This window comes from Ancylobacter sonchi (assembly GCF_018390695.1).
Classification (GTDB): Bacteria; Pseudomonadota; Alphaproteobacteria; order Rhizobiales; family Xanthobacteraceae; genus Ancylobacter; species Ancylobacter sonchi.
In genome coordinates, this window is record NZ_JAHBGF010000012.1 from 33,393 (window position 1) to 50,410 (window position 17,018).

17 protein-coding genes are annotated in these 17,018 nt (G+C 69.3%); 9 read left to right on the plus strand and 8 right to left on the minus strand.

Going from position 1 to position 17,018, the window contains the following annotated elements:
• Window positions 1–6 precede the first annotated feature (6 nt).
• The 3 genes from KHC28_RS05400 to KHC28_RS05410 all read left to right on the plus strand — a co-directional run bounded on the left by KHC28_RS05400 (window position 7) and on the right by KHC28_RS05410 (window position 2,152).
• Entirely contained in the window at window positions 7–588 is a 582-nt protein-coding gene (locus KHC28_RS05400; protein ID WP_214007319.1) for a disulfide bond formation protein B, read from the plus strand.
• A gap of 282 nt (window positions 589–870) precedes the next feature.
• Complete coding sequence (locus KHC28_RS05405) at window positions 871–1,188, plus strand: hypothetical protein (RefSeq protein WP_214007320.1); 318 nt, start codon at window positions 871–873, stop codon at window positions 1,186–1,188.
• A 7-nt stretch (window positions 1,189–1,195) separates the two neighbouring features.
• Window positions 1,196–2,152: an AEC family transporter gene (locus KHC28_RS05410; protein ID WP_214007321.1), complete on the plus strand. Its 957-nt coding sequence runs from the start codon at window positions 1,196–1,198 to the stop codon at window positions 2,150–2,152.
• Window positions 2,153–2,267: 115 nt separating this feature from the next.
• On the opposite strand, the gene KHC28_RS05415 is transcribed toward KHC28_RS05410, so the two are convergent.
• The 6 genes from KHC28_RS05415 to sdhC form a co-directional block, all read right to left on the minus strand.
• Window positions 2,268–3,512, minus strand: a complete 1,245-nt coding sequence (locus KHC28_RS05415) for a glycerophosphodiester phosphodiesterase family protein (RefSeq protein WP_214007322.1) — start codon at window positions 3,510–3,512, stop codon at window positions 2,268–2,270.
• A gap of 86 nt (window positions 3,513–3,598) precedes the next feature.
• Window positions 3,599–4,459, minus strand: a complete 861-nt coding sequence (gluQRS, locus tag KHC28_RS05420) for a tRNA glutamyl-Q(34) synthetase GluQRS (protein ID WP_214007323.1) — start codon at window positions 4,457–4,459, stop codon at window positions 3,599–3,601.
• 123 nt (window positions 4,460–4,582) lie between these two features.
• Window positions 4,583–5,365 (minus strand): succinate dehydrogenase iron-sulfur subunit, encoded by a 783-nt coding sequence (locus tag KHC28_RS05425; protein WP_214007324.1) that lies wholly within the window; start codon window positions 5,363–5,365, stop codon window positions 4,583–4,585.
• 76 nt (window positions 5,366–5,441) lie between these two features.
• Complete coding sequence (gene sdhA, locus KHC28_RS05430; RefSeq protein ID WP_214007325.1) at window positions 5,442–7,301, minus strand: succinate dehydrogenase flavoprotein subunit; 1,860 nt, start codon at window positions 7,299–7,301, stop codon at window positions 5,442–5,444.
• A 5-nt stretch (window positions 7,302–7,306) separates the two neighbouring features.
• The gene (sdhD, locus tag KHC28_RS05435; RefSeq protein ID WP_214007326.1) at window positions 7,307–7,714 is read right to left on the minus strand and encodes a succinate dehydrogenase, hydrophobic membrane anchor protein; all 408 of its coding nucleotides are present in this window, start codon (window positions 7,712–7,714) and stop codon (window positions 7,307–7,309) included.
• A 4-nt stretch (window positions 7,715–7,718) separates the two neighbouring features.
• Window positions 7,719–8,120, minus strand: a complete 402-nt coding sequence (sdhC, locus tag KHC28_RS05440) for a succinate dehydrogenase, cytochrome b556 subunit (protein WP_376772609.1) — start codon at window positions 8,118–8,120, stop codon at window positions 7,719–7,721.
• Between the two features lie 293 nt (window positions 8,121–8,413).
• Here sdhC and KHC28_RS05445 point away from each other — a divergent pair, with 293 nt between their 5' ends.
• From KHC28_RS05445 to KHC28_RS05460, 4 genes are all read left to right on the plus strand, one after another.
• Window positions 8,414–9,517, plus strand: a complete 1,104-nt coding sequence (locus KHC28_RS05445) for a CE1 family esterase (protein ID WP_214007327.1) — start codon at window positions 8,414–8,416, stop codon at window positions 9,515–9,517.
• A 331-nt stretch (window positions 9,518–9,848) separates the two neighbouring features.
• The gene (locus KHC28_RS05450) at window positions 9,849–11,837 is read left to right on the plus strand and encodes a M23 family metallopeptidase (RefSeq protein ID WP_246564361.1); all 1,989 of its coding nucleotides are present in this window, start codon (window positions 9,849–9,851) and stop codon (window positions 11,835–11,837) included.
• Between the two features lie 8 nt (window positions 11,838–11,845).
• On the plus strand, window positions 11,846–12,538 hold the full coding sequence (locus KHC28_RS05455; RefSeq protein WP_214007328.1) for an alpha/beta hydrolase: 693 nt from the start codon (window positions 11,846–11,848) through the stop codon (window positions 12,536–12,538).
• Window positions 12,539–12,684: 146 nt separating this feature from the next.
• The gene (locus KHC28_RS05460) at window positions 12,685–13,242 is read left to right on the plus strand and encodes an HNH endonuclease (protein ID WP_214007329.1); all 558 of its coding nucleotides are present in this window, start codon (window positions 12,685–12,687) and stop codon (window positions 13,240–13,242) included.
• A 79-nt stretch (window positions 13,243–13,321) separates the two neighbouring features.
• Here the strand turns inward: KHC28_RS05460 and KHC28_RS05465 are convergent, their stop codons facing one another.
• Window positions 13,322–13,846, minus strand: coding sequence for a disulfide bond formation protein B (locus tag KHC28_RS05465; protein ID WP_246564363.1), 525 nt, complete (start codon window positions 13,844–13,846; stop codon window positions 13,322–13,324).
• Between the two features lie 156 nt (window positions 13,847–14,002).
• A complete protein-coding gene (locus tag KHC28_RS05470; protein WP_214007330.1) occupies window positions 14,003–14,860 on the minus strand; it encodes an alpha/beta hydrolase in 858 nt (285 codons plus the stop codon).
• A gap of 234 nt (window positions 14,861–15,094) precedes the next feature.
• Between KHC28_RS05470 and KHC28_RS05475 the strand changes: the two genes are divergently transcribed.
• Both KHC28_RS05475 and KHC28_RS05480 read left to right on the plus strand, forming a co-directional pair.
• A complete protein-coding gene (locus KHC28_RS05475) occupies window positions 15,095–16,219 on the plus strand; it encodes a FecCD family ABC transporter permease (protein ID WP_214007331.1) in 1,125 nt (374 codons plus the stop codon).
• Entirely contained in the window at window positions 16,216–17,016 is an 801-nt protein-coding gene (locus tag KHC28_RS05480) for an ABC transporter ATP-binding protein (RefSeq protein ID WP_214007332.1), read from the plus strand. The genes KHC28_RS05475 and KHC28_RS05480 overlap by 4 nt, the downstream gene beginning before the upstream one ends.
• Window positions 17,017–17,018: the final 2 nt, after the last annotated feature.

The following is a 17,018-nucleotide window of genomic DNA, read 5'->3' on the forward strand; positions in this document are numbered from 1 at the left end:
CCGCCCATGAGCCCCGCCCCTGCCCTGCTTTCGCCCGCCCGCTCGCGACTGCTCAACGCGCTCGGCCTCCTCGCCGTGGCGCTGGTGCTGCTCGTCGCCTTCTTCGACCAGATCGTCGGCCATGAACTGCCCTGCCCGCTCTGCATCCTGCAGCGGGTCGGTTTCTGCGGCGTCGGCCTCGGCCTCGCGCTGAACCTGCGATTCGGCGCGCGGCCGAGCCACTATGCCGTCGCCATCCTCTCGGCGATGGCCGGCGCCCTCGTCTCGGTGCGGCAGGTGCTGCTGCACATCGTGCCCGGCACCGGCTCCTATGGCGAGGCGCTGCTCGGCCTGCACTTCTATTCCTGGGCGCTGGTGCTCTATGTCGCCATCATCGCCGGCTGCGCCGTGCTGCTGCTGTTCGACCGGCAGTTCGAGGCGCCCGAACCGGGGAACGGCCCGCTCGGTGCCCTCCCCCTCGCCGCCTTGGTGCTGATGGCCGCGCTCACGCTCGGCAACGGCGTCTCCACCGTGCTGGAATGCGGCGCCGGCCTCTGCCCGGACGATCCCGTCGGCTACCAGCTGCTCTCCCCGGCCCCGGCTCCCTGATTCGCACGGCCTCTGCACCCCGCGCAGCCCCCCGCCCCACCTTTGTCATATTGACGCGCGCAGGGCGGGCGCCTAGCTTCACCACCATGACGACCCTGGTGACGAGAGAGCGCATCCGCGCGGGACGGCGAATTCGTCGCCCGGCCGATTTTATCGGCCGGGATACCTGACCCTGTCTGCCGATTTCATCGGCCGGGGCACCTGAACTCTGAGGGCCGATACAATCGGCCGGGAGTTCCGACGCTCGCCAGCTCCTTTCTCGTCATTCGCGGATTCGCTCCCATGTCCTACGCCCTTCTCCGTCATCGCCTCGTGGTCGAGGCCGATGCCCATCCCAATCTCATGCTCCGCCTGCTCGAGCCCTTCGCCGTGCACGACGTGCAGCCCACCCGGGTGCGCCTGGACGGCCCGGTCGACGGCGTCATCGACATGGCCAATCTCGGCGCGATGCGGGCGGAGATCGCCTTTACCGCGCCGGTCGAGGTCGCCGAGCGGCTGTGGTCGCGCATCGACGTGATGGTACCGGTGCGCTCCTCGCACCTCGTCTCCACCGCCGTCGCCCCCGCCTCCTCGCCCGCTTCCTCGGAAGCGGCGGCCTGAGGCATCCATGCTTGCACAGCTCGGCGCCCAGCTGGGCGGCATCGCCTTCCTCGTGGCGCCGGTGTTCGGTCTGATCGGCCTCGGCTATGTCGCCAGCCGGGGCGGCCTCCTGCGCGAGAAGGCGGCGGAGGGCCTGTCCGAATATGTGTTCGGGCTGGCCGTGCCGGTGCTGATCTTCAAGACGCTGGCCGAGGCGCAATTGCCGGCCGAGGGCCAGCCCTGGGGCTACTGGATCGCCTATTTCACCGGCGCCTTCACGGTGTTCGCCCTCGGCATGCTCGCGGCGCGAAAACTGTTTGGCCGCGATCATACCGAGGCGGTGATCCAGGGCTTCACCTCCGGCCAGGCCAACACGGTCTTCGTCGGCGTGCCGCTCATCCTCACCGCCTTCGGGCCGGAAGGCGCGGTGCCGCTGTTCCTGCTCATCGCCATCCACCTGCCTGTGATGATGGTAGTGGCGACCGTGCTCACCGAAGGGGCCGCCTCCGGCCTCTCGCTCGCCGGACTGAAGAAGCTTGGCCGCCAGCTGGCCTTCAACCCGATCCTGCTCGGCATCTATGCCGGCGGCATCGCCAAGGTGATCGGCTACGCGCCGGGCGGCCTCCTGAAGCAGACCATCGACATGCTGGCCGCGTCCGCCTCGCCCTGCGCGCTGGTCTCGCTCGGCCTCGCCTTGCACCGCTACCCGATCCGCGGCGACATCGCCCCGGCGGTGGTGATGACCACGCTGAAGCTCGTCGTGCATCCGGCGCTGGTGTTCGGGCTGGTGCAGGTGCTGCCCATGCCGAAGGTCTGGGCCGATGTCGCGGTGGTGTTCGCGGCGATGCCCTCGGGCATCAACGCCTATCTGCTGGCGCAGCGCTACCGCGTCGGCGTCACCGCCTCGGCGAGCGCGGTGTCGCTATCGACCGCGCTCAGCCTGTTCACCGTCTCGGTGTGGTTCCTCATCCTCGGCGTCGGCTAGCGGTCGGCCAGCGCCTCGAAACCGGCCTTAGGGCCGCCGCCGGCGGATCGGACGCCGTGCGGCGGGGGCGGTGATCGGCGAAATCAGTTCAGCTGCGGATCAGTTCAGCTGCGGATCAGTTCAGCTTCATGCAGTTGGCATAGAAGGTGGTGGTCGCCGGCCAGTCGGAGAACACGCCGATCACGCCGATGTCGCGGGCGAGCACGTCGAGCAGGGCGAGCGTGTCGCCGTCGCGGTCGGTCACCGACTTGATCGACTGGTAATAGTAGCCGCCGCCATCCTTCAGCGGGCCGGAGCGCTCCAGCGACCAGGAGATCAGCCCGAGCCCGGCCTTCTTGGCCTCCTCGGCGTAGAGCGAAGGCACGATCTTGCCGTCCTTGGCCGTCACCAGCATCCACAGCGGCGGGGCGAGGATCTTCACCCCCTTGTCGGCGAGTTCCTGCATGGAGGGCTTCCAGCTCTCCGCCTTCATGTTGTCGAAGCCGGTGTCGGTCTCGTCACGGCCGTCGAGATACACCGCCTGCGCGCCGAATTCCGGGGCGTTCTTCAGCCAGTACAGCACGTCGTCGAGCTGGAAGGACTGGGCATAGACGTCCTTCGGATCGACGCCGGCCGCCTTGTACTCGTCGATCAGCTGCTGGGCGTAGTTCGCCTGGGTGTAGCTGCCCTCGAACGGCATCGTCACTTCCGGCGCCTTCAGCTCCGGGGTGAACTTCAGGCCGAGCGCCTTGACCAGCTCGACATATTCCTTGTGCGACATCAGCGTCGCGCGGTCGACATAGAGGTCGGTGCGCCAGCGCGGCGTGGAATTCATGTAGTCGGCCACCGTGGTGGCGGCGGGGTTGCCGGCGTCCATCTTCGGCTTCAGCGACTTGAACTCGGCGAGCGTCAGGTCGCTGGTGCAGCATTTGGCGCTTGCCTTGCGGCCGGTCGCCGGGTCGGCCGGCTGGAAGCCCTGCGAGCACTTCGAGGCGAGCTCGGGCCGCGCGAGGATGTCCGTGGTGGTGTGCAGGTCGCACTGGGCGTGGCGGCACACCAGCTGGCGGTCCTTGGTGAAGGCGACGTCGCATTCGATGACGCCGGCGCCCATCTGTGCGGCGGCGAGATAGCCCTCGCGGGTATGCTCGGGGAACTGCAGCGGCGCGCCGCGATGCGAGATCGAGAAATTCTTGGTGGTGAACGGCCCCTTGCACTGCGCCAGCTGATCCTTCAGCGGGCCGTCCTTCATCGTGTCGACGAGATGGAACGGGCGCGGGCCGACTTCGGCGAGCCGGCTAACTTCCTGCGCCGCCAGCGGCGCGACAAAAAGCGAGAGCGCGAGTGCGGCAAGTGGCAGGCGGATCGACATCGGACGCAGCATGGACGGTTTCCCTTCCCCGGCGGGTGACGGCGAAGGCATAGCCGCCGCCGATGACATCGGCTTGACGCAGCGGGACACGCCGAATCTTAGCCGAGCGCCATCCGCCGCGCCTCGGCGGCGCTCATCCCGCGCGCGCGCAGCTCGCGCAGGCTTTCCGAGCCAATCGACTTGGAGAGCTTGCGCCCCTCGCCATCGAGCACCAGCGAATGGTGGCGGTAGAGCGGCTCGGACAATTCCAACAGTCGTTGCAGCAGGCGATGCACCGAGGTCGCCGCCCTCAGGTCGGCGCCGCGCACCACATGGGTGACGTCCTGTATGGCGTCGTCGACCACCACCGAGAGGTGATAGCTGGTCGGCGTCTCCTTGCGGGCGATGACGACGTCGCCCCACGCCGCCGGGTCGGCCGGCACCGGCGCCGCCTCGCCCTCCTCGCGCCAGATGAGACCGCCTCCCGCCAGCGCCACTGCCCGCGCCATATCGAGCCGCAGCGCATAAGGCTCTCCCGCCGCCTGCCGCTCGCCTCGCTCCGCCTCGTCCATCACCGCGCGGGAAAACGGAAACAGCGGCGCTCCGTCCGGGTCGCTCGGCCAGCCCGGCCGGGCAGCGACCGCGCGGCGAATGTCGGCGCGGCTCTCGAAGCTGGCATAGATGAGGCCCATCGCCTCCAGCCGCGCCAGCGCGGCGCGGTAGGCGTCCATATGCTCGGACTGCCGGCGCACCGGCCGCTCCCAGTCGAGCCCGAGCCAGGCGAGATCCTCGTAGATCGCCGCCTCGTAGTCCGGCCGGCAGCGCGTGGCGTCGATATCCTCGATGCGCAGCAGCAGCCGCCCGCCCGTCGCGCGCGCCATCTCGGCATTCAGCAGCGCCGAACGCGCATGGCCGAGATGCAGCAGGCCATTCGGGCTCGGCGCGAAGCGGAAGACGGGGCGGGGATCGGGGCGGGGCATCGCTCCTGTCTACGCCATCCGCGAGGCAGCAGGCGAGAGATCTATGAGTGGCCGACCCCCAAACGCATATGGCCGGGACGAGCCCGGCCATATCGAGGTTTCAAAAGAGAAGGAAGGCCGCCGTCAGAACTGGCGGGCCACCATCATCTTCTTGATCTCGGCGATCGCCTTGGCCGGGTTCAGCCCCTTCGGGCAGGCCTTGGCGCAGTTCATGATGGTGTGGCAGCGATAGAGCCGGAACGGATCCTCGAGGTCGTCGAGCCGCTCGCCGGTCGCCTCGTCGCGACTGTCGATCAGCCAGCGATAGGCCTGCAGCAGCGCCGCCGGGCCGAGATAGCGGTCGCCGTTCCACCAGTAGCTCGGGCAGGAGGTCGAGCAGCAGGCGCACAGGATGCACTCATAGAGCCCGTCGAGCTTCTCGCGATCCTGGCGGCCCTGCGGCCATTCCTTCTCCGGCGCCGGGGTCTTGGTGTGCAGCCACGGCTCCACCGAGGCGTGCTGGGCGTAGAACTGGGTGAGGTCCGGCACCAAGTCCTTCACCACCGGCATGTGCGGCAGCGGGTAGATGTTGACCGACTTCGCCGTCACGTCGTCCATGCTCTTCAGGCAGGCCAGCGTGTTGGTGCCGTCGATATTCATCGCGCAGGAGCCGCAGATGCCTTCGCGGCAGGAGCGGCGGAAGGTCAGCGTCGGGTCGATCTTGTTCTTGATGTAGATGAGGCCGTCGAGAACCATCGGCCCGCAATCGTCGCGGTCGACATAATAGGTGTCGACATGCGGATTCTTGCCGTCATCCGGGTTCCAGCGATAGATGCGGTACTCGGTCAGCCGGTTGGTGCCCTCCGGCTTCGGCCACACCGTGCCGGGAACGAGCTGCGAGTTCTTCGGAAGCGTGAGCTGGACCATCTGGCCTTCATCCCTTTCCCGCGGCCGATGCCGCAGGCCTGTCGGTAATCTCGCGCGGCCGCTGCCGCAGGCTGGCTCAGTAGACCCGCTTGCGCGGCTCGATGTACTGGATGTCGTTCGACATGGTGTAGGTGTGCACCGGACGGTCGTCGAGCCGCACCGCGCGGGTGTCGAAATCGACGAAGGCCAGCGTGTGCTTCATCCACTTGGCGTCGTCGCGATCAGGGAAATCCTCGCGGGCATGGGCGCCGCGGCTCTCGGTACGCGCCGCCGCGCCTTCCATCGTCACCGAGGCGAGGCAGATCAGGTTGTCATATTCCAGCGTCTCGATGAGATCGGAATTCCACACCAGCGAGCGGTCGGTGACCTCGATGTCGTCGGTGCCGGCGAACACGTCGGCGATCAGCTTGCGGCCTTCCTGAAGCACCTCGCCGGTGCGGTAGACCGCGCAGTTGTTCTGCATCACCTTCTGCATGGAAAGGCGCAGATCGGCGGTCGGCGTCGAGCCGGAAGCGTTGCGGAAATGGTCGAGCCGCGACAGGGCGAGCTCGGCCGAGTTGGCCGGCAGCTCGCGCTGCTTGTCGCCGGGGGTGAGCAGCTCGGCGCAGCGCAGCGCGGCGGCGCGGCCGAACACCACGAGATCGGTCAGCGAGTTGGAGCCGAGCCGGTTGGCGCCGTGGATCGACACGCAGGCGCATTCGCCTACCGCCATCAGGCCGGGCACCACATGGTCCGGATTGCCGTCCTTCTTGGTGACGACCTCGCCGTGGAAGTTCGTCGGGATGCCGCCCATGTTGTAATGGACGGTCGGCAGCACCGGGATCGGCTCCTTGGTCACGTCGACACCGGCGAAGATCTTCGCGCTCTCGGAGATGCCCGGCAGGCGCTCATGCAGGATCGCCGGGTCGAGATGGTCGAGGTGCAGGAAGATGTGGTCCTTGTTCTTGCCGACGCCGCGGCCCTCGCGGATCTCCATGGTCATGGAGCGCGAGACGACGTCGCGCGAGGCGAGGTCCTTGGCGGAAGGCGCGTAGCGCTCCATGAAGCGCTCACCCTCGGAATTGGTGAGGTAGCCGCCCTCGCCGCGCGCGCCCTCGGTGATCAGGCAGCCCGAGCCGTAGATGCCGGTCGGGTGGAACTGCACGAACTCCATGTCCTGCAGAGGCAGGCCGGCGCGCAGCACCATGGCGTTGCCGTCGCCGGTGCAGGTATGGGCGGAGGTCGCCGAGAAATAGGCGCGGCCATAGCCGCCGGTGGCGAGGATCACCGTCTGCGCCCGGAAGCGGTGGATGGTGCCGTCGTCCATCTTCAGCGCGACGATGCCGCGGCAGCGGCCGTCCTCGTCCATGATCAGGTCGAGGGCGAAATACTCGATGAAGAACTCGGCCGAGTGCTTCAGCGCCGCGCCGTACAGCGTGTGCAGGATGGCGTGGCCGGTACGGTCGGCGGCGGCGCAGGTGCGTTGCGCCGGGGTCTTGCCGTAGTCGATGGTCATGCCGCCGAACGGGCGCTGGTAGATCTTGCCGGCCTCGGTGCGCGAGAACGGCACGCCCCAGTGCTCCAGCTCGTAGACGGCAGCCGGCGCGTGGCGCACCAGATATTCGATGGCGTCCTGGTCGCCCAGCCAGTCCGACCCCTTCACGGTGTCGTACATGTGGTAGCGCCAGTCGTCGACGCCCATATTGCCGAGCGAGGCGGCGATGCCGCCCTGCGCCGCCACGGTGTGCGAGCGGGTCGGGAACACCTTGGTGACGCAGGCGGTGCGCAGCCCGGCTTCCGAGCAGCCGACCACCGCGCGAAGGCCGGCGCCGCCGGCGCCCACCACCACCACGTCATAGGTGTGGTCGATGATCGGATAGGCGCCGTTCAGATAGGCCGCCTTCGGGTCGGCGGAACCGTTGGCGGCAGAACCGTTGGCGGAATGGGTCTCGGCCATGGGAGCTAGCCTCCGAAGCTGATCTTGAGGATCGCGAACACCCCGGCGCAGCCCATGGCAGCGCAGAAGAAGGTGTTGCCGACCAGAGCGAGCACCTTGGCGCCCTCGTTATGGACATAGTCCTCGATCACCACCTGCATGCCCGCCCGCATGTGGGTGGTGATGGAGACGATGGCGAGGAGGAGGATGATCGCCACGATCGGCTGGCCGATGGTGGCCAGCACCCGCTCGGGAGGCTCGCCGGCGACGCAGACCAGCACGGCGAGAAACGCGAGGGTCAGCGGCACGTTGGCGAGCGCGGTCACGCGCTGCAGCCAGAAATGATGGGTGCCGGAATGCGCGGCGCCGAGGCCGGCGACGCGGCGGCGCACCGTGCGCAGCGAGGAGCCCGGGAATTCGGAAGATCCGCTCATGAGTTCAGCCCTTCACCACGAAGATGACGACCCAGAGCAGCACGGTCAGCGCGATCGAGCCGCCGACGGTCAGCTTGGCGAGCAGTTCGCGCGCCTCGGGGCCGAAGCCGCGGCCGGTGTCCCAGATGAAATGGCGCAGGCCGCCCAGCATGTGGTGCAGCATCGCCCAGCTGAAGCCGAACAGCACGACAAGGCCGATCCAGCTGCCATAGACGGCGTTCACCGTCGCAAAGGTGCTGGGGGAGCTTGCCGCCGCCACCAGCCACACGACCAACAGGAAGGTGCCGAAATAGAGAGCCACGCCGGTAATTCGGTGCACGATGGACATCATCATCGTGAGCATCGGCCGGTAAATCTGGAGATGCGGCGAAAGCGGCCGCCGGGCAGCGCCGTGCATATCGGACATTGCGAGGTCCTTCAGTCTATGCGGAGTGCGTAGCGGAAACGATAGCAGTTCGCAATCATTCCAAAGGCGACGTCTATAGGTTTTTGGGTGCGTCGCAGCAAGGGCAACCTAGCGATGCCGGACGCTCTTGTCAGGAGGCAATCGCGCCGGTCATGGACCATTAACCATCTTTGCCATCTAATTGACGGAATGGCGGCGTCAATGACCGCCGAATGGTGGCGTGAGCGAGGACCGGCATGCGGCGTGCGTGTTTTGCCCGACTGTCGGGACTTGGCCGATTTTGTGTTGCCGTCATGGCCCTGCTGCTGGCGCCGGCTCTGCTGGGGCCGTTCGCGACTGCGCAGGCGCAGCAGCGTTCCATCGCGTTCCAGGGCACGACGCGCGATTACATCCTGCATGTTCCGAAGAATCTGCCGCCCGGCCCGCGCCCGCTGGTCATCGCGCTGCACGGCGCGTTGCAGCCGGCCGGTATCATGCAGCGCTATCTCGATCTTGACGCGGTGGCCGACCGCGAAGGCTTCGTCGTCGCCTATCCCAAGGGCATCAACCTGATCTGGAACGACGGCCGCTCCTCGGTCGCCGGCTTCCTGCCGATCCTCGACGCCCGCGACGATGCCGGCTTCGTGCTGGCGGTACGCGACGAGCTCGTCGCCCAGGGGCTGGCCGATCCCGGCCGCGCCTATCTGATGGGCTTCTCCAATGGCGGCTTCCTCACCGCCTTCGTCGCCTGCCGGCATGCCGACGCCTTTGCCGCCTTCGCCACCATGATGATGACGGTGCCGGTCGGCTATGCGGAAACCTGCCGGCCGTCGAAGCCGGTGCCGATCCTGATGATGAACGGCACCTACGATCCCATCGTGCCGATGTTCGGCCGCCCGACACCCGGCGCCCGGCTGATGTCGGCCCGCGACAGCGCCGAGCTGTTCGCCCGCATCGACCGCTGCGCCTCCTCGCAGGCCAGCCAGCTGCCGAGCGCCCGCATCGTCCGTTACGACAGCTGCGCCGGCGGCGCGACGGTCGCCTATTACGAGATCGACGGCGGCCACCAGCCGCCCGCCCAGTCGGTCGATGCCGGCGACGCCTTCGCCGCGCTGCTGCTCGGGCCGCGCCGCAGCGGCCTCGACGCGCCGAACGAGATCTGGGCCTTCTTCAAGCGCTACGGCACGCCGGCCCAGCCGGAAGCGCTGCCGGATGCCGGCGTGCTCGTCACCGTCAATGGCGTGGCGGGCAGCCGCCTCGCCGCCGCCGAGCCGATGCCGCTGCGCCCCGGCAAGCCTGCGGCCGGCAAGCCCACCTCGGGCACCTCCGCCTCAAGCACCCCTGCCGCCGCCACGCTCGCCAGCGTGCCGCTGCCGATGGCCTCGCCGCTGCGCCGCAAGGCCGCCAGCGCCGAATGACCCTCCAGCACGGCGTGAACGCCGGCACGGAATGCCCCGCCGGCGCATAATGAGCGCAGGAAAGCGGCCCCTCGCCTTGGTTTCGCCGCGAGACGGCGATTTACATCCTGCACGACGCTGACGCGTCGGCGAGAATCGCCTCGGGCCATCGCCTCGGGTCGAGGCATCATCGCGGGTTAAGTGTCGCGTCGGGTTGACGTTGCGCGGCCGGGGCGGCATCGTCCGGCCCGCCGCCGATCCGGCGGCAACGAGACATCGACGTCCGGGCCAGCGGACGCGGAATTTCTGAGTGGCGGCCCAGGGAGCGCCGCGAACACGGGGATAGGATCTGTTGGAGACGCGGCTCGGACCAAACGGCCTGCGGCGCTGGCGCGGCGCGGCGTTCGATCTCGGCGACGAGCCTCCGCTGGGCGTTGACGGCGACACCGAGGAGCCGATCAACCGCCGCCGTATCTCCATACGCTGGCTGATGGCCACCCTGCTCACCGGCATTTGCGGCGCTGCGCTGATGGGCGGCGCGGTCTATGCCGCGCTCGACAACGAGGTCTATCGCTTCGCCCAGTCGCCCGAGACGGTGCGCTCCGCCCTGCGCGGCGCACTGGCCGCCGGCGAGCGCCCGTCCAACGTCGCCCGCAAGGGCGACCGCATGTCGATCATCAGCGAGAGCTTCAACGCCCGCCAGACGCTGCGCCTGTCCACCACCACCCGCGACGGCGACCGCGAGGTGATCAAGGTGCGCGCGGTGACGCGGGTGAACACCAATCTCGCCCAGTCGGTCACCTCGGTATCGGCCGACGTGCCGCGCTTCAACCCGGCCAAGCTGATCGCCGACACTTCTTCCGACGACCAGGACGACGACACGCCGCAGGCCGAGCCCACCGGCGAGCTCACTTTGACGATGCGCGACCTCGGCAGCCTGCCGCCTTCCACCAAGTTCGCGGCCGAGCTGTCGATGGAAGACGTGCTGATGAAGGTGCGCGAGACCGCCGAGTTCAGCATGCCGCTCGCCGAGGCGACGATGCCGGCGCTGGCGAGCTTCGGCGGCGGCGCCCTCGGCTACGCGCCCGCCAACGTCCCGGCCGATCCGACCGCGCTCGCCAATGCCCCGGACAATATGAGCGCCTTCGGCAAGGCGTCCGGCGAGGCGTCCGGCGGCAATGAATGGACCGAGCGCGCCGTCGTCACCAAGAAGGGCGACAGCATCGCCTCCATCCTCAAGGATCTCGGCGTCGCCGAGGTGTCCGCCAAGGCGGCGGCGGCGGCCTTCGCCACCCCGGAACTGCGCGGCCAGCTCACCCCCGGCCTGCGGCTGCGGGTGCTGCTCGACCCGTCGGGCGGCGCCACGGTGCCGCTGCGCGTCGGGGTGTTCAGCGACCAGGGCCACGAGGGCACCATCGCGCTGTCCGACATGGGCACCTTCCTGCCGGTGGAGGAGCCCAACGACGTCGAGGTCGCCGACCTCCCCTCCGACGATTCCGACGAGGATGGCGGCGGGCGCGGCGGCATCACCCTCTATGAGAGCATCTGGGAGACCGCGCTGCGCCACGACGTGCCGCGCCCGGTCATCGAAAACCTGATCCGCATCTATTCCTTCGACGTCGACTTCCAGCGCCGGGTGCGCTCGGGCGACAGCTTCGAGGTGCTGTTCGATCCCGAGGAAGGCGGCGGGACCGCCGGCGTGCTCTATGCCGGGCTCACCATCGGCGGCGAGGAGCGGCGCTACTACCGCTACCAGACCCCCGACGACAACCTGCTCGACTTCTATGACGAGACCGGCAAGAGCGCGAAGAAGTTCCTGGTCCGCAAGCCGATCGCCGGCGGCACGCTGCGCTCCGGCTTCGGCATGCGCCGCCACCCGATCCTCGGCTTCTCTCGCATGCATTCCGGCGTCGACTGGGCCGACCGGGTCGGCACGCCGATCTACGCCGCCGGCAACGGCATCATCCGGAAGGCCGGCTGGAGCTCGGGCTATGGCCGCCATACCGAGATCCAGCACGCCAACGGTTATGTGACCACCTATTCGCACCAGTCCGGCTTCGCCAAGGGCATCCGCGAGGGCGTGCGGGTGCGCCAGGGCCAGCTGATCGGCTATCTCGGCTCCTCCGGTCTCTCCACCGGCCCGCATCTGCATTACGAGGTGCTGGTGAACGGCCGCTTCGTCGATCCGATGCGCGTGCGCCTGCCGCGCGGCCGCGCGCTCGACGGCAGGATCCTCGCCGATTTCTCCGGCGAGCGCACCCGCATCGACACGCTGCTCAACCACAGCCCCAGCCCCAAGGTCGCCGGCAATGCCAGCGACGGCAGCGACGACACCAACTGAGCCCCGCCATGGTCACTCCCTTCGCGACCCCGCTCCTCGACGGCCCGCGCCTCGCCCCCCGCTCCGGCGGCGCGCCCGATTCGCTGGTGGTGCTGCTGCACGGCTACGGCGCCGATGGCCGCGACCTGATCGACCTCGGCGAATTGTGGGGCGAGAAGCTGCCGCGCACCGCCTTCGTGTCGCCGCACGCGCCGGAGCCGCTCGGCATCGCCCCGGTCGGCCGGCAATGGTTCGCCTATGTCGAGCGCAACGACCGCGAGCGCTGGGCCGGCGTGCAGGCCGCCCATGCCGCGCTCGACGGCTTCCTCGACGCCGAGCTCGCCCGCCACGGCCTGCCGCCGTCCCGCCTCGCGCTGGTCGGCTTCAGCCAGGGCACGATGATGGCGCTGCAGGTCGGCCTCGCCCGGCCGCAGCCGCTCGCCGGCATCCTCGGCTATTCCGGCCTGCATGTGACGCCGGAAGGCCGCGCGGGCGAGATCGCCGGCCCCGTGATCGCCAGCCACCCGCCGGTGCTACTCATCCATGGCGACGCCGACGAGGTGATCCCGCCGCAGGCGCTGCCGCGCTCGCTCGCCAGCCTGAAGGCGGCCGGCGTGCCGGTGCGCGGGCATCTGGCGCGCGGGCTCGGCCACGGCATCGATAGCGAGGGCCTGCTGCTCGGCGGCGCCTTCCTCGCCGAGCGCCTGCCATCGCTCGGCTGAGCCGGCGCGGCGGGCCCTCTGGCTGCATTCGTGAAGGCGATGCCGCATCGCGGTGCTTCACAAGACTGACACGCTACATATAGAGTATCGCCGTGCGTCCCACGGCGCCCAGCCGTCGTGAGTCGCTCCGGTAAGGGAGCAAGTGCTTGACGGCGACTTTGTCCCCAGGTGCCTGGCCGGCCCTCGTGCTCAACGCGGATTACCGCCCGTTGAGCTATTACCCGCTCTCGGTCTGGTCATGGCAGGACGCCATCAAGGCGGTGTTCCTCGACCGGGTGAACATCGTCGAATATTACGAGCGGCAGGTCTCCAGCGCCCAGTTCCAGATGCGGCTGCCGAGCGTCGTCTCGCTCAAGAGCTTCATCCGCCCGGCGCGCCAGCCGGCTTTCACCCGCTTCAACGTGTTCCTGCGCGACCGCTTCACCTGCCAGTACTGCGACTCGCGCGACGACCTCACCTTCGACCACGTCATCCCGCGCTCGCGCGGTGGACTGACGACCTGGGAGAACGTCGTCGCCGCCTGCTCGCCCTGCAATCTGCGCAAGGGCAGCCTGATGCCGGCGGAGGCGAAGATGCTGCCGCGGCAGAAGCCGTTCCAGCCGGCGGTGTTCGACCTGCACCAGAACGGCCGGCACTTCCCGCCCAACTACCTGCATGAGAGCTGGGTCGACTATCTCTACTGGGATACCGAGCTCGACCCGTAGGCCAGCCGCTCCTGCGCGACAGGCTCCCTCTCCCGATCGACGAGAGGGATGGGGCGAGCGGCCTTCGCCGCTCCCACCCTCAGCGCCGGCGCACGCCCCACACCGCCACCAGCGTCAGCGTCGCGGCGATCAGCACGTTCCAGCCGGCGAGCGACAGGCCGAGGAAGCGCCACGGCGCCTCGTCGCAGCGCACCACCCGCGCCTGCTGGAGGTCCTGCAGCAGGTTGGCCGAGCCCGCCGCCGGGGCGGCTCCCGAGCAGGCGGTCGGTCCCTGCCACCAGTGCCATTCGACGCCGGCGTGATAGAGCGCCAGCCCGAAGCCGACCAGCATCAATAGGCCGAGCAGCGCCAGCCCGAACCGCGCCAACCCGGCATGCCCCTGCCGCGCCACCAGTGCCACCGCCAGCCCCAGCGGCACGGCGGCGTAATAGGGCAGCCGCTGCTCCAGGCAGAGCGGGCACGGCGCCAGCCCGATCACCAGCTGGAAGAACCAGGCGCCGGCGAGCGTCGCCGCCGCGCCGGCCGCGATGATCAGCGGGGCGAGCGCCAGCGGGCGGCGGGAGGAAGCGGGGGCATCGAGGCTGGACATATCGGGATTCGGCATCTCGGGCTCCGCGAACAAGCGAGCCTTCCTTAAAGCCGTTTTGGCCGCCGGGAAATCGCCTTCGCGACCAGAAACCCGTGCAATTCCAGCGCACCGACGGCGACACGGCATCTGCGGCGATCACAGTTTGGCGAACACGCCGTGGCGCGAGCCACCTTACCCATCGGCATCGGCCAGCGCGAAGCGCAACGCCCGCGTCAGCGCCGGCGCCACCACCGAGGCATGGTCCTCGCCGGCGAGGCGCTCGAAGCGCGCGGCGCCGCGTCCGCCCAGCGCCGCCCGTGCCCGCATGGCGAAGGCCTCCGCCCGGTCGACCATCGCCCGGCGGGCCCGCCGCTCGGCGATCTCCGCCGCGCCGGGGCGCTCCCGCAGCCAGGGCGCCAGTTCCTGCTCCCACTCGCCGACAATGACGGAGAGCCGCGGCGCCCCATCGATATGCGACAGGCCGTCGGTGAGCCGCGCCTCGTCCCACCAGATCGACGGGCTGATCGCCACATAGGCGGCGAAGGCCGCGCTGTCGCGGCCGAACACGTCGAGCACGAAGCCGCCGGCCAGCGAGTGGCCGACCAGCACCTGCCGCCCGCCATCCACCGGCGCGCGCGCGGCCACCGCCGGCTTCAGCTCGTCGCGCAGGAAGGCGAGGAAGGCATCGCGCCCACCGGTCATCCGGGTATCCGGCGCCCGCCCATCGGCGGCGGCGAGCATCTCGCGGCCCGGCCCGGCGGTGTAGTCGAAGGTCCGGCGCGCGCGATCATAGAGCCCGCCGGCCGCATGGCCGATGCCCACCAGCACCGTCGGGCCGATGCCGGTGCCGGCCGGGCGCTCGCCGCCGCGCCGCTGCGCCTCCACCAGCGTCGCGAAGCTGGCATTGGCGTCGAGCAGATACAGCACCGGGAAGCCCGCCGGCGGCGCCGGCCCCTTCGGCAGCGCCAGGAAGATGCGATAGGGCGCCCCGCCGCCGCGCGGCGCGAGGTCGAACCAGCAGCTGCCCTCGATGACGATGCCCGGTTCCATCCGCCTCGCGCGCCCCTGCCATTTCCTCCCGGCATCTAAACCACTCGCCGGACAATGCAAGCGGCCGCCCCACAGACTGAAACGATTCTAAATTATTGAGCGACATCAGAAACTTGACCGGTACGGACGGCTCGGGCATTGAACCCTGCGTGCCACCGCGAGAGCCCCGCTCGCCGGGCCACGCGACGGATAAGTCTGCGACACGCCGCGCAAACGAGGCCGAGTGGGACGGAGATGACCGGATTGTCGCCGCAGGCACCGCTAGGCCAGAGCGTTCCCGACCTGCCGGCCGGTGCCGCCCGCACTCCCCATCTCATTGCCGCCGATCCGATCGATGCCTATGCCCGCCGCCAGCGCCGGCGGCTCGCCATCCTCGCCGGCCTGCTCGCCATCATGGCGGCCGGCATGCTGGTGGACATCGCCACCGGCCCTTCCGGCCTGTCGATCGGCGCGGTGCTGCGTACCCTCCTCGATCCCGCCGCCGCCGAGCCCGGCATCCGGGTCATCGTCTGGGAGGTACGCCTGCCGGCGGCGCTGATGGCGGTGCTGGTCGGCGCCGCGCTGGCGCTCGCCGGGGCGGAGATGCAGACCATCCTCAACAACCCGCTGGCCAGCCCCTTCACGCTCGGCGTCTCCTCGGCCGCCTCCTTCGGCGCCGCTTTGTCCATCGTGCTCGGCCTCGCCATCCCCGGCCTGCCCGGCAACTGGAACCTGCCGCTGTTCGCCTTCCTGTTCGCCTTCGGCTCGGTGCTGCTGCTGCAGGCGCTGGCCCGGCTGCGCGGCACCGGGGTGGAAACCCTGGTGCTGTTCGGCATCGCCATGGTGTTCACCTTCAACGCGCTGGTGGCGCTGGTGCAGTTCGTCGCCAGCCAGGAAGCCCTGCAGCAGCTGGTATTCTGGTCGATGGGCTCGCTCGCCCGCGCCACCTGGGCCAAGCTCGGCGTGCTCGCCGCCGTGCTGGCGGTACTGGTGCCACTCGCGCTGCGGGACAGCTGGCAGATGACCGCGCTACGTCTCGGCGAGGATCGGGCGCGCAGCTTCGGCATCGCGCTCGGCCGGCTGCGCTTCGCCTCGCTGCTGCGGGTCAGCGTGCTCACCGGCACCAGCGTCGCCTTTGTCGGCACCATCGGCTTCATCGGGCTGGTGGCGCCGCACATCGCCCGGCTGCTGGTCGGCGAGGATCACCGCTTCTACCTGCCGGCGAGCGTGCTGACCGGCGCCGGGCTGATGTCGCTCGCCTCGGTCGGCAGCAAGCTCATCGTGCCCGGCACGCTGCTGCCGGTCGGCATCATCACTTCTCTTATCGGGATACCCTTCTTCGTGACCCTCATCCTCTCCCGTCGGGGCAATCTGGGATGAGTGCGGCATCGGGACTGGACATTGCCGGCCTGTCAGTCGGCTACGGCGCCCGCCGGATCATCGACAAGCTGGACTTGGACGGGATTTCGGCCTCATCGGTCACCGCACTGGTCGGGCCGAACGCCGCCGGCAAGACCACCCTGCTGCGGTCGCTGGCAGGGCTGATTCCGGCGCGCGGCTCGATCCGCCTCGACGGCCGCGAGCTGTCCGGCCTCGATCCGGCCAGCTATGCGCGCGAGGTCTCCTACATGCCGCAGACGCTGCCGCCGCGCGTCGCGCTCTCGGTCTTCGAGGCGACGCTGAGCGCGCTGCAATCGTCCGCACTCACACAAGACATTGATCCGAAACGGGAATCACTCGATGTCCTGCGCCGTCTCGGCATCGCCGACCTCGCCATGCGCGGCCTCGACGAACTGTCCGGCGGCCAGCGCCAGCTCGCCGCTCTCGCCCAGTGCCTGGTGCGCGAGCCGAGAGTGCTGCTGCTCGACGAGCCCACCAGCGCCCTCGACATCCGCCACCAGCTCACCGTGATGAAGCTCGTCGGCGAAGTGGCGCGCGAGCGCGGCATCATCGTTGTGGTGGTGCTGCACGACATCGCGCTGGCCGCCCGCTGGTGCGACCGGATTATCGTTCTATCTCAAGGACATATCATTGCCGATGGCACGCCGGCGCAGGCGATCACCCCGGCGATGCTGGCCAGCGTCTACGGCGTCGAGGCGCGGGTCGAGCGCTGCTCGCACGGCTTCGTGCAGGTGATGGTCGACGCCGTGAAGGGCGACCCGGCGTCGGCCGGCTGAGC

What these genes read in the sequence shown, in the direction of transcription:
- sdhA (WP_214007325.1), bottom strand. Translation starts at nt 7,301, where the DNA reads ATGGCCGAGACCCATTCCGCCAACGGTTCTGCCGCCAACGGTTCCGCC.
- KHC28_RS05445 (WP_214007327.1), top strand. Translation starts at nt 8,414, where the DNA reads ATGGCCCTGCTGCTGGCGCCGGCTCTGCTGGGGCCGTTCGCGACTGCG.
- KHC28_RS05475 (WP_214007331.1), top strand. Translation starts at nt 15,095, where the DNA reads ATGACCGGATTGTCGCCGCAGGCACCGCTAGGCCAGAGCGTTCCCGAC.
- KHC28_RS05470 (WP_214007330.1), bottom strand. Translation starts at nt 14,860, where the DNA reads ATGGAACCGGGCATCGTCATCGAGGGCAGCTGCTGGTTCGACCTCGCG.
- KHC28_RS05465 (WP_246564363.1), bottom strand. Translation starts at nt 13,846, where the DNA reads ATGCCGAATCCCGATATGTCCAGCCTCGATGCCCCCGCTTCCTCCCGC.
- KHC28_RS05455 (WP_214007328.1), top strand. Translation starts at nt 11,846, where the DNA reads ATGGTCACTCCCTTCGCGACCCCGCTCCTCGACGGCCCGCGCCTCGCC.
- KHC28_RS05400 (WP_214007319.1), top strand. Translation starts at nt 7, where the DNA reads ATGAGCCCCGCCCCTGCCCTGCTTTCGCCCGCCCGCTCGCGACTGCTC.
- KHC28_RS05405 (WP_214007320.1), top strand. Translation starts at nt 871, where the DNA reads ATGTCCTACGCCCTTCTCCGTCATCGCCTCGTGGTCGAGGCCGATGCC.
- KHC28_RS05425 (WP_214007324.1), bottom strand. Translation starts at nt 5,365, where the DNA reads ATGGTCCAGCTCACGCTTCCGAAGAACTCGCAGCTCGTTCCCGGCACG.
- KHC28_RS05415 (WP_214007322.1), bottom strand. Translation starts at nt 3,512, where the DNA reads ATGCTGCGTCCGATGTCGATCCGCCTGCCACTTGCCGCACTCGCGCTC.
- KHC28_RS05480 (WP_214007332.1), top strand. Translation starts at nt 16,216, where the DNA reads ATGAGTGCGGCATCGGGACTGGACATTGCCGGCCTGTCAGTCGGCTAC.
- KHC28_RS05410 (WP_214007321.1), top strand. Translation starts at nt 1,196, where the DNA reads ATGCTTGCACAGCTCGGCGCCCAGCTGGGCGGCATCGCCTTCCTCGTG.
- gluQRS (WP_214007323.1), bottom strand. Translation starts at nt 4,459, where the DNA reads ATGCCCCGCCCCGATCCCCGCCCCGTCTTCCGCTTCGCGCCGAGCCCG.
- sdhD (WP_214007326.1), bottom strand. Translation starts at nt 7,714, where the DNA reads ATGAGCGGATCTTCCGAATTCCCGGGCTCCTCGCTGCGCACGGTGCGC.
- sdhC (WP_376772609.1), bottom strand. Translation starts at nt 8,120, where the DNA reads ATGTCCGATATGCACGGCGCTGCCCGGCGGCCGCTTTCGCCGCATCTC.